11 protein-coding genes are annotated in these 10,499 nt (G+C 60.8%); 6 read left to right on the top strand and 5 right to left on the bottom strand.

All coding sequences use genetic code 11. The annotated features are described in order from the left end of the window. Both B384_RS0101010 and B384_RS20420 read right to left on the bottom strand, forming a co-directional pair. Window positions 1-317: DUF305 domain-containing protein (locus B384_RS0101010; protein ID WP_026040868.1), on the bottom strand; the 317-nt coding region annotated here is incomplete at its 3' end. Window positions 318-434: 117 nt separating this feature from the next. Then, window positions 435-749 carry a hypothetical protein gene (locus B384_RS20420; RefSeq protein WP_156808922.1) on the bottom strand — a complete coding sequence of 105 codons (315 nt, stop codon included), beginning with the start codon at window positions 747-749 and terminating at the stop codon, window positions 435-437. Between the two features lie 346 nt (window positions 750-1,095). On the opposite strand from B384_RS20420, the gene B384_RS0101000 reads away from it, so the two are divergent. From B384_RS0101000 to B384_RS0100990, 3 genes are all read left to right on the top strand, one after another. Continuing rightward, complete coding sequence (locus B384_RS0101000) at window positions 1,096-3,279, top strand: malate synthase G (RefSeq protein WP_019481280.1); 2,184 nt, start codon at window positions 1,096-1,098, stop codon at window positions 3,277-3,279. Continuing rightward, entirely contained in the window at window positions 3,276-3,704 is a 429-nt protein-coding gene (locus B384_RS0100995) for a GlcG/HbpS family heme-binding protein (RefSeq protein WP_019481279.1), read from the top strand. The genes B384_RS0101000 and B384_RS0100995 overlap by 4 nt, the downstream gene beginning before the upstream one ends. A 191-nt stretch (window positions 3,705-3,895) precedes the next feature. Further along, complete coding sequence (locus B384_RS0100990; RefSeq protein WP_019481278.1) at window positions 3,896-4,960, top strand: spore photoproduct lyase family protein; 1,065 nt, start codon at window positions 3,896-3,898, stop codon at window positions 4,958-4,960. Window positions 4,961-5,016: 56 nt separating this feature from the next. Here the strand turns inward: B384_RS0100990 and B384_RS0100985 are convergent, their stop codons facing one another. Next, window positions 5,017-6,222, bottom strand: a complete 1,206-nt coding sequence (locus tag B384_RS0100985; RefSeq protein ID WP_019481277.1) for an MFS transporter — start codon at window positions 6,220-6,222, stop codon at window positions 5,017-5,019. Window positions 6,223-6,572: 350 nt separating this feature from the next. Here B384_RS0100985 and B384_RS17305 point away from each other — a divergent pair, with 350 nt between their 5' ends. From B384_RS17305 to B384_RS0100965, 3 genes are all read left to right on the top strand, one after another. Continuing rightward, window positions 6,573-6,878, top strand: a complete 306-nt coding sequence (locus tag B384_RS17305; protein WP_019481276.1) for a hypothetical protein — start codon at window positions 6,573-6,575, stop codon at window positions 6,876-6,878. Between the two features lie 68 nt (window positions 6,879-6,946). Beyond that, a protein-coding gene (locus B384_RS0100970) for an IS3 family transposase (RefSeq protein ID WP_156808921.1) occupies window positions 6,947-8,130 on the top strand; the annotation gives its coding sequence in 2 pieces (ribosomal slippage) (window positions 6,947-7,205 and window positions 7,205-8,130; 1,185 coding nt in all). 137 nt (window positions 8,131-8,267) lie between these two features. Continuing rightward, window positions 8,268-8,498 carry a hypothetical protein gene (locus tag B384_RS0100965; RefSeq protein WP_156808920.1) on the top strand — a complete coding sequence of 77 codons (231 nt, stop codon included), beginning with the start codon at window positions 8,268-8,270 and terminating at the stop codon, window positions 8,496-8,498. A gap of 177 nt (window positions 8,499-8,675) precedes the next feature. Here the strand turns inward: B384_RS0100965 and B384_RS0100960 are convergent, their stop codons facing one another. Then, a complete protein-coding gene (locus tag B384_RS0100960; RefSeq protein WP_019481272.1) occupies window positions 8,676-9,038 on the bottom strand; it encodes an integrase core domain-containing protein in 363 nt (120 codons plus the stop codon). Beyond that, a complete protein-coding gene (locus B384_RS0100955) occupies window positions 9,019-10,368 on the bottom strand; it encodes an IS30 family transposase (RefSeq protein ID WP_443110774.1) in 1,350 nt (449 codons plus the stop codon). Before B384_RS0100955 ends, B384_RS0100960 begins: the two co-directional genes overlap by 20 nt. Window positions 10,369-10,499: the final 131 nt, after the last annotated feature.

Genomic DNA, 10,499 nt, shown 5'->3' with positions numbered 1-10,499 from the left:
TCGATCTCAGGACCCTGCGCAGCCTTGATCCTGGTGGCGAGATCGGTAATCTCAGGGCTGACGTCGTCTTTGGCAAGCATCATCTCGCTCATCTCCACCGCCTGCTGGTGGTGAGGAATCATCATCTGGGCGAACATGGCATCCGCGGGATTGTGCTCGCCGGACACCACAGCACTGGATTCGGTGGGGGAAGCAGTTCCCTGGGTGGAAGTCGTTGGCTCGGCCACCGGGGTAGTCGTGTCGTTGTCGCTTACGCAGCCCGCGAGTGTGATGACGGCTGCGACGCTCAGCCCTGCGATGGGGAGGTAACGCTTCATAATGATCTGATCCTTTGTGAATTCATCTGATGAATAGTCTGCAGTGGTGCCCTCGACGGGCATGCATGCCTTTGGCTGGAAGCCTTTGCGCTCACCAGAAAGGCAGGTGCCGGTGTTTTATGTCCGGCTGATACAGAGTTGGATCAGTGAAGGAACGGGGATCGATAGGGGTCGTAAACGGATCAGTGGCGGACCGCGGAGGAGCACCGACCCGGGAACGAACCGGCCGGAACGGATCAGGAACCCCAGAATGGCGACGACGATGATCGCCAGGAGACACATTCCCAGGACTGCGCTGTCGTTGCCGCATGACCCCACGCAGCCCTGCCCTGATTCGCCGGAGCTCCCGTCCGTAGAAGCGGCGGGGGCAGCATTCGCCTGGACGTGGTGCGACCCGCTCATAGCCGTCGCGGATTCGGTGTCCAATGTCATAGGACTAGCAGAGAACACAGCACCATCTGCCGCGTCGCTCCACGTTGAACCTCCGTGCGTGGACGGGCCGTGACCGCCCATCCACACATGCATTGCGAGGATCGCGACAATGATGGCGGCAAACCCCAAAGAGGTTAGGGCTGTTCGCGACAGATCGAGCATCGCCCTTAGCCTGATCCTGCCTGACACCGCCATTGCCCTTTCATTTTTCGTTGACTGCTTCCAGTTTAGTGAACTTCACGCAGAGCCGGAGGTCGGGCTGTGCATTGACATGCGGAGCAGCGCTGGCTAGGTTTTGATATTGGTAAACTTTTTCCACCTTACGAGAATCTAAGGGGCGGGCATTATGCCGAACTATTTGGAGATCAACGGCCTCAGCGTCGCCGAGGAGCTTTATGACTTCGTCCGGGACGAAGCTTTGCCTGGAACGGGGATTGAAGAGGGAGCTTTTTGGGCTGGCGCGGCCGCGGTCATCACCGATTTCTCGCCCCAGGTGGGGGAACTGCTAGCCATCCGGGACCGGATGCAGCAGCAAATTGACGAGTTTCACCGCTCGCAAGGGGCGGAACCCGTGCAGGAGGAAGCCTACGAGACGTTTCTCCGCTCAATCGGTTACCTGGTCGACGAGCCCGGAGACTTCGCTATCACGACCGACCGGGTGGACCCCGAGATCGCAACCGTGTCCGGGCCTCAATTGGTAGTCCCGCTCCTGAATGCCCGGTTCGCTGCCAACGCAGCAAACGCTCGATGGGGCTCACTCTATGACGCGCTCTACGGCACGGATGCAGTTGACGACGGCGATGGTCGCGAACAGACAGGTGCCTATAACCCAGTCCGTGGCGCCGCCGTCGTGGCACGTGGGCGGCAGTTCCTGGATGAGTACCTTGGTCTGGCGGGCGGATCCCACGCTGACGTCAACGCCTACCGAATTGCAGACGGCGCTCTCGTCGCGGAGACACCAGATGGTTCGCTGGGGCTGGCCGACCCAGGGCAACTGGTGGGCTATCAGGGAAGCGCGGACGCCCCCGAATCAGTATTGCTGGTACACCACGGACTTCACGTCGAAATCCTGATCGACCGCACCCATACCATCGGTTCAGGGGACCCTGCTGGGGTGAAGGACATTGTGTTGGAGTCAGCGATCACAACCATCATGGACCTCGAAGACTCCGTAGCAGCGGTCGACGCCGGGGATAAGGTCTTGGGCTACCGCAATTGGCTGCAATTGATGCAGGGCACCCTGACTGCCGAGATTGCGCAAAAGGGAGGCACACATACCCGGCGACTCAACTCCGACCGCACCTACACAGCATCCGACGGCTCGGAGCTGACGCTGCCCGGGCGCTCGCTGCTTCTCATCCGCCAGGTAGGCCACCTGATGACCAGTGATGCTGTCCTGGACTCTTCCGGAGCGCCGGTGCCCGAGGAGATCCTCGACGCCCTATTCACTGGACTTGGCTCCGTACACGATCTGCGGGGCCCACACGCCGGGCGCAACTCGCGGGCCGGATCGGTGTACATCGTCAAGCCGAAGATGCACGGTCCGGGTGAAGTCGCAGTGGCCTGCGCACTGTTGGCGGCCGTAGAGCCCGTGTTGGGCCTTGAACCGCTTACCCTGAAAATCGGCATCATGGACGAAGAACGCCGTACGTCGACCAACCTGAAGGCTTGCATCTGGGAGGCGCGGGACCGTGTCGCGTTCATCAACACCGGATTCCTTGATCGCACCGGCGACGAAATCCATACCTCGATGATCGCTGGCCCCATGGTCCGCAAAGCCGACATGCGTAACTCCAGCTGGATCGCGGCCTATGAGGACGCGAACGTTGATATAGGCCTGGAGTGCGGGTTCAGCGGGCGGGCCCAAATCGGTAAGGGCATGTGGGCGGCCCCTGACAATATGGGCGACATGCTGAGGCAAAAGGTTGCGCACCCGCTTGCCGGCGCGGACTGCGCCTGGGTCCCCTCCCCGACCGCCGCGACCCTGCACGTTATGCATTACCATCAAGTCGATGTGGATGCCCGGCAGGCTGAAATAGCCGGGAAGCGTCGCTCGACCCTGCGGCAACTGCTCACCATTCCGGTCGGTAACCCCTCTGACTGGAATGCGGATGACCGACGTAGCGAGCTGGATAACAACATTCAGAGCACCCTGGGATACGTCGTGCGCTGGGTGAACGACGGCGTCGGGTGCTCCAAGGTTCCCGACATCCATGGCACAGCATTGATGGAAGACCGCGCAACCTGCCGCATCAGCTCCCAGCACGTCTCGAACTGGGTGCTGCACGGCATCGTAACCGAGGAAGAGGTCGACGCTTCCCTGCAACGAATGGCTGTGGTCGTCGACGAGCAGAACGCCTCGGACCCCGCCTACGTGCCGATGTCCCCGGCGTTCAATACCGAGGCGTTCCTGGCAGCCCGCGAACTCGTTCTAGAGGGCGCCGCTCAACCATCCGGATACACCGAACCCATTCTGCATCGCCGCCGTGCCCTGCATAAGCAAGCCGACAATCGAACGAGGTCATCATGAGCCTGACACTGACAACCGCCCAATCCATCATCGCCGACGCCCTCGCGGCAGGTCAGCAGCAGAACTTCAAGCCGCTGACCGTCGTCGTGCTCGACGCCGGCGGGCACGTCATCGCCGCTGCGCGCCAGGATGGTGCCTCGAATAATCGCTTTGAGATCGCGCAGGGTAAGGCGTACGGAGCGCTGGCCCTCGGAATGGGTTCGCGGGCAATCATGGAGCGCGCCGAGCAACAGGCGTACTTTATTGCCGCAGCGACAGCCACTCTGGGTGGCCGACTCATCCCAGTGCCCGGTGGTGTCCTGGTGCGCGACAATGACGGCACCATCCAGGGAGCGGTCGGCATCAGTGGGGACAGCTCAGACAACGACGAAGCCGCCGCGTCGACCGCAATCAAGGCTGCTGGCCTGACGGCGCAAATTGACTGAAAACACCGTTGCCGGGTGGTAGGTGGCTTACGCTCGTAACCACTCTCTGGGACCGTCAAGGCGCTCGAACGCCTTGACGGTCCTTTCGGTAGGATGCCCTTCCTGTCCCCCATGCTTTCCCGGTTGACTGCCGTAAGAGGCCTTCGGCATAACCGGTGCCCTCATCTTCGGCACCTTGGGAGAATAGAGTGATGGAGTTCAACCGGCTGTTACAGATCCGTCGCATCTATGCCCAACCCGCTGCATTGGAGTTGCCACGAGGGAAAGAGATTGTCCAACGATGGCCGGGAGCCGAAGTTGTGCTTGTCGACAACCACTGGAACATACCGGACCTCCACGGTGATGAGACCAACGTTCCCCGCTGGTCCAGGATCAAGACGGAAGCGCTGGTACTCGGGGTCAAGAAATCGTTGGCCGTAAAGCCGAACGGCCGGTCAGCGGATTTCATTGCGCCCTCAACGGCCAACGGCTGCGCCATGGCATGCGCTTACTGCTACGTATCCCGACACAAGGGATACAGCAATCCGGTAACCGTGTTCGCGAACATCTCGCAGATCGCAGGAGCGCTTGATCGGCACGCCGCACGACAGGGCATGAAATTGGAGCCCAACCAGTGCGACCCGGAACTCTGGGTCTACGACATCGGCGAAAACAGCGACTGTTCAGTCGACGCGCTGATCAGCGATAACGTGGAGGACCTCGTCACACTCTTCCGCGATGTGCCGAACGCGAAGCTGTCCTTCGCCACCAAGTACGTTAACCCAGCGATGCTCGGGTGGGACCACGGCGGTCATACCAGGATCCGCTTTTCCCTCATGCCCGCGGAGCTGGCGAAATCGATTGACGTCCGAACCTCGCCTGTGGCCGAACGGATGGCTGCGATCAATGACTTCGTGGAGGCCGGGTATGAGGTACACGTCAACTTCTCCCCCGTCATCATCACAGACACCTGGCTCAGCGATTGGGAGGAACTGTTGCGCCAGCTTGATGCCAAGCTAACGCCCGCCGCTAAAGCCCAACTGGCGGCGGAAGTCATTTTCCTGACCCACAACGAGCGGCTACACGAGGTGAATTTGGGGTGGCATCCGCAGGCCGAGAAGGCGCTGTGGCGCCCAGATCTGCAGGAATCGAAGGTTTCGTCCAACGGCTTCACCAACGTCCGCTACCGCTCAGGGAGCAAGGCTGGCTATGTTCGACAACTGCTTGCCCTGATTCGGGATATCGCGCCGTACTGCCGCATCCGCTACGCGTTCTGAGCCTGGACGAACGACACATCACTCTGGGAGACCCTGCTTCGGTAGTCGGCTTTCGGTCAATCAGTACCGCGGATCACGTGGTCACGTCCGACGAGCAAACCCGTCCCAGCTAGAACCGCCATGATGCCAGCGGTGACAATGAGTGGAAGCGTCCAACCCCCGCTCACATCGCGAAGGCCGCCGAACATCACCGGCCCGACTGCGCCCAGACCGTAACCGACAGACTGCGCCATGCCCGACAGGGACGCCGCCTGCAGGTGATTGACGGTCCGGAGGCTGAACAGCGACAGAGCAATAACAATGAGGCTCCCGCACCCGATTGCTCCCAGAAGGATCCACAACAAGATGAGGTCCGGCACCAGTGCCAGACCGAGAAACGTCACGAACATGAGAGCCCCACTCATGAAGGATACGAACCGTTGGTCCACGCCTCGATGAATGATCCCTCCTGCGGCAAGACTGGCGAACACGCTGATGAGCAAAAATACTGACAGGTGAACTCCCGCGGTGGTGGCAGGGATTCCGCGACTTTGCTCGATGGAGGGGAGCCACGCCATCAAAACGTAAAAGCCAATAGATTGCAGGCCCATGAAAATCGTCACCTGCCAACCCAAGGCTGAGGCCCATGGCGACCGGTGAGGGGCCTCCGGCATGGTGGCGCGCGGAGTATCCAACCTGTGCCGGCGCAGCCACGGCAAGAGCACCGCCATCGCTATCAGAGCCAGTCCCACCCAGATTCCAAGGGCAAGCCGCCATCCCGCCGGAGACATTTGTGCCACGGGCACGACGACGGCAGCCCCGATCGCGGCGAACGCAGCCTGTGTGGCGGTGTAGCTTCCGGTAACCTGGCTGACCCGCAGTGGAAAGTCCCGCTTCACAAGCGACGGCACCAAGACATTGAGAAACGCAATAGCCAAGCCGATCAGCACGGTGCCCAGCCAGATGAAACCGGGCACGGGTAACGAGCGAAGCACGATGCCGACGGCGAGGATCAGCAGTGATAGCCACAGCGTACGATCAAGACCCAAACGGGACGCGATGCGGGGCGCGACGGGTGAGAAGACTGCAAAAGCGATGAGCGGAAGACCTGTAAGGAGTCCTGCCGCAGCACTGGATAACTGGAGATCGCCGCTGATGTTCTCCAGCACCGGGCCCACGCTGACAAAGGACACCCGAAGGTTAACTGCGATGAGCAGAACGCCGATGAAAGCGAACCCGAACCTAACAGTGCGGTCCTGCGAGTTCCGAGCAGTAGCCAGCATAGACTCTTCTTCTATCCTTCAAGAGGTGTGGGGCGCCATCGCCCTCGGACTCGCATCATACGGGACCGGTCCCGGCCACCACATCCACCCTCCAACAAACAATGGGGGCGCTGCGGCCGGAATCCGTTCAAGGTGGCAAACCCCGGTGCTCCCTGCCGTCCCTGGGATGTACTCCCTAGGAGATACATCTGGGGGTGGCTTCTGGTGAGGTAGCGCCAATAGGTAGGAATGGAATTCGTAGGTGTCAAACATTTGCGAAGTGTCTGCAATCATGTGGAGGCGGGTATCGTCGTCACAGGGCCATTACTGTCCAAAACCAACTCGTCTACGAGCCAGGAAGGGTCATCCCTATGCGCACAACACCGGCAGTTCTGGTCTTTGACGTCAATGAGACTTTGTCTGACATGACGCCGATGAAAAATGCGTTCACAGAATCTGGGTTACACGAGACCCTCTCACGTTTATGGTTCGCCGAATTACTCCGCGACGGGTTCGCACTCACTACAACCGGCGAAAACCCTGCCTTCCTGGACATCGCATCCGACAGTCTTCACCGGCTCCTCACCCAAACCTTAGGACCGGGCAACTATCAGAACCAGACCAATCACATCATGGGCGTGTTCAAGAACCTCCCTCTGCACCCCGATGTGGCATGAGCGGCCTACGGATTTCGGACAGTGGGACCTCCTAAACTGAGGTTTCTACTGAAAGTGAGATCTGCAGTATGTCTGCATCGCGTCGCCGGTTTAGCCAGGAGTTCAAGGACGAGCTGGCCCGGGAAGTTATCGATACATCCAAGCCCGTGGTGGATGTCGCTAAGGCCTACGGGGTAGGGCCGGAAACGCTGCGCCGGTGGGTGATGAAATACCGTGAATCCCATGGTGGGACCGAAACCGATCTGAGCGTTTCAGAACGTGCCCGGTTGAAGGAACTTGAGCGGGAAAACCAGGAACTCAGGGCCGAGACTGCGTTCTTGAAAAAAGCGGCCTCGTACTTTGCAAGGGATCCACGGTAGTGGCGAAGTACGAGTTCATCGACTCCCAAAAGAACACCCCGGAGAACACCGATTCGGTGTGGAAGATGTGCTTGTGGCTGGCAGTATCAACTTCCGGGTTCTACGACTGGCTCTCCCGGCCCCGCTCGGCCACCGCGGCGCGTAGGCAGGTACTAGCAGTGCGTATCCGGTACTTCTTCGACGAAGCCGACGGGACGTACGGGTACCGGCGGATTCACGCGGACCTCGTAGCGGAGGGGACACTGTGTTCCCCGGAGCTGGTGCGCTCGATCATGCGTGCTGAGGAGCTGGTGCCGTGTCAGCCGCGCCCGTTCCGGGTCACCACCAACGCCGACGCTGAAGGCGTTGCCGCGGTCCCGGACCTGGTGAAACGGGACTTCACCGCGGACCGCCCGGGAGTGAAGTTTGTCGGGGACATCACCTACATTCACACGTGGCAGGGCTTCATCTATTTGGCCACCGTGATCGACTGCTATTCGAAGAAAGTCGTCGGCTGGTCCATCGCCGATCACATGCGCACCGACCTGGTCGCGGACGCCCTGACCAACGCCACCCGGGCCACCCTGGTCGAGGTGGGTGCAATTTTCCACTCCGATCGCGGAAGCGTCTATACCTCAGCAGGTTTCCGGGCCTTGGTCACCGGGCTGGGGATGCGGTCCTCGATGGGGCGTACCGGGGTGTGTTGGGACAATAGCCTGGCCGAGAGCTTCTTCGGCGCACTGAAAAACGAGCGGGTCTACCGGACCGTTTACGCCACCAAACTACAAGCAAGAAGAGACGTCATCCGCTATATCGAAGGCTTCTACAACAACCGCCGCCGGCATTCAGCCCTCGGTTACCGCCGGCCCAACGACGTCCATTACAGTTACCAACAGCCAGCCTTGGCAGCGTAGAGAAAACCATCAAATCCGCTGTCCGAAATCACCGCAGCAGCTCAATATCGGGAAACATGACAGTGCCGTAAGAGCGTCGTTATCACCGTACGGACCCGGCTATCTATCTTTACCGGCGAGTATATTAACGTCCGCCGGTGCTAGTGCAGACACGGATGCTGTCTATCGACCCGAGCGCGCGGAGTCGCCTCAACACGGTCTTTGTGGTCGACAACTTCATTGGCGGCTCCATCGGCTCGACCCTGGCCGGTGTCTTCTGGCAGGCGGGCGGCTGGCCCGTGCTAATGATCGCCGCAGCCGTCGTTACCTGCATCCCGCTGGCCATCTGGTTCACCCAACGCAACCGGGCGCTCATCAGCGAACGGTAAAGCCTAGCTAGAACCATAAGCTCTGGCCGCCCTGGACGGCGGAATGCCCTACTACGAAGCTTTCTGCCTCCGGTACGAACCCACCACCGACGGCGGCCGTTCACAATGCGAAGGTATCGAAGCCGGCACAGTAGACCCTATTACCGTGATCCGGGGCAGCCTGAACCGTCCCGGGAATCATGCCGCCTGTTTGTTGGCGCAGGCGTCGGGTGACGGGCCGGCTTGTAGATCATAATATGTTTGCTCGTATTCCTCTGGCGTTTGGTGGTCCAGGGCGGAATGCAGGCGTTCGTTGTTGTACCAGTGGACCCATTCGAAGACGATTGCCTGGACGTCGGTTTCGGTTTTCAGGGCTCCGGTGCGGAACGGTGAACCCTTCGCGACGGCCTCGTTTTTGAAGAGCCCCATGACCGTTTCAGCGGCGGCATTGTCATACGCGTCGCCGACGCTGCCGATCGAGGGCTGCAGGCCCTCTAGGGCCAGGGTATCGGTGTAACGGACGGAGGTGTATTGGGCCAGTTCAATCGGTCGTTGCAACACCGGGCTGTTGGAGCGAGCTTAGCTGCTCGGCAAAGACTTCAGCCGGGGTTTTCCAGTCGAGGACTTTACGGGGCCGGTTGTTCAAGGTCAGAGCGATGGCTTCGAGGTCCTCGGCAGTCCACCTGGAGAGGTCAGTGCCTTTCGGGAAAAACTGGCGCAACAGCCCGTTGGTGTTCTCATTCGTGGGTCTCTGCCAGGGTGAGTGCGGATCGGCGAAGAACACCTTCGTTCCAGTGCTGAGAGTGAACTGGGCGTGTGCGGAGAGCTCTTTCCCTCGATCCCACGTGAGGGTCTTGCGGAGCTGTTCGGGCAGCTTGGTCATCGAGACCGTAAGCCCGGCGTTCATCGCCACGGCACCGTAGCCACCGAGCGAGGGCCCGTTCTTCACGGCCTGTCTATCAGCCCAGCCTTCCAGCCTGGGCAGATGTACCAGGATTGTGGAGCGGCTGCTGCGCTCGATGACCGTGCCGATCGCGGATCGTCCGGTTCCGATGATCAGATCACCCTCCCAGTGGCCCGGTACCGCACGGTCTTCGGCTTCGGCGGGGCGTTCGCTAATGAGGACCTCCGCGGTGACATGGCCTTGGGGTTTACTCTTCGATCGAGCTCGAGGTTCCCGCAGCGCACGGCCGGTGCGCAGGCAGGTGACCAGCTCGCGCTTGAGCGCGCCACGACCCTCGATGAACAGCGATTGGTAGATGGCCTCGTGACTAATGCGCATCGACTCATCATCCGGGAAATCGACGCGGAGCCGGTGGGAGATCTGTTCCGGACTCCAAGCTGTCGACCATCGCCTGTCCTGCCGGTGCGGTTTGTTCAGCCCCTTCCAGGCCGGTGTCGCAGGGCCAGCGACGACAGTGCCGTCGTGCCGGCGGATGACCCCAGCGAGCCGTTCCTGAACATACTCACGCAACCTCGCATTGTCCGCGAGTTTCGCGGTCTTCGGGCGCTTCGCAGCCTGTTGCGCCTTCCACTGCGCCACCAAGGCCCGATAGAGATGCTTCCCGCTCCTCGTAGCCGCGTTGCGACGCAACTCGCGCGAGATCGTTCCAGGGTCGCGGCCAAGCCGCCGCGCGATTTCACGCACGCCGACCTCCCGGGCTCGCAATAACGAGATCTCCTCACGCTCAGCGAAGGACAAGTAGCGGCCCGTAGGCTCGTCAAGACTGATCGGCGGCATGCCGCCAGCGTGACGGAACCACCGCGACGCGACCGGCCACGACACACCGAGCGCCTCCGCAGCTTTGACGGTTGTCACCCCAGTAGCGATCAAACGCCAAAACTCCCGCTGCACCGCACGAGAGGGCTCTGGCCTGCCCGGCGAACGCATCGGCGGACGTAACGCCCGATCCGCCGCCCACTGCCGCCGCGCGCCCTCCGGAGCCTTCCGCAACTGCTTTCCACCGCGTCCCATCGCGAACCTCCATAATCGAGGTGTTGCGACGACCAATTGAATTCACC

The organism is Arthrobacter sp. TB 23 (genome assembly GCF_000294595.1).
In the GTDB taxonomy this organism is placed as follows: Bacteria; Actinomycetota; Actinomycetes; order Actinomycetales; family Micrococcaceae; genus Arthrobacter_D.
The sequence above is the reverse complement of the archived record's forward strand: the minus strand, read 5'-3'. Positions and strand labels throughout refer to the sequence as shown.

Excerpts from the sequence above, each read along its gene's own strand:
- B384_RS0100995 (WP_019481279.1), top strand. The coding sequence starts at position 3,276 with ATGAGCCTGACACTGACAACCGCCCAATCCATCATCGCCGACGCCCTC.
- B384_RS0101000 (WP_019481280.1), top strand. The coding sequence starts at position 1,096 with ATGCCGAACTATTTGGAGATCAACGGCCTCAGCGTCGCCGAGGAGCTT.
- B384_RS0100955 (WP_443110774.1), bottom strand. The coding sequence starts at position 10,368 with ATGCGTTCGCCGGGCAGGCCAGAGCCCTCTCGTGCGGTGCAGCGGGAG.
- B384_RS20420 (WP_156808922.1), bottom strand. The coding sequence starts at position 749 with ATGACATTGGACACCGAATCCGCGACGGCTATGAGCGGGTCGCACCAC.
- B384_RS17305 (WP_019481276.1), top strand. The coding sequence starts at position 6,573 with ATGCGCACAACACCGGCAGTTCTGGTCTTTGACGTCAATGAGACTTTG.
- B384_RS0100990 (WP_019481278.1), top strand. The coding sequence starts at position 3,896 with ATGGAGTTCAACCGGCTGTTACAGATCCGTCGCATCTATGCCCAACCC.
- B384_RS0100985 (WP_019481277.1), bottom strand. The coding sequence starts at position 6,222 with ATGCTGGCTACTGCTCGGAACTCGCAGGACCGCACTGTTAGGTTCGGG.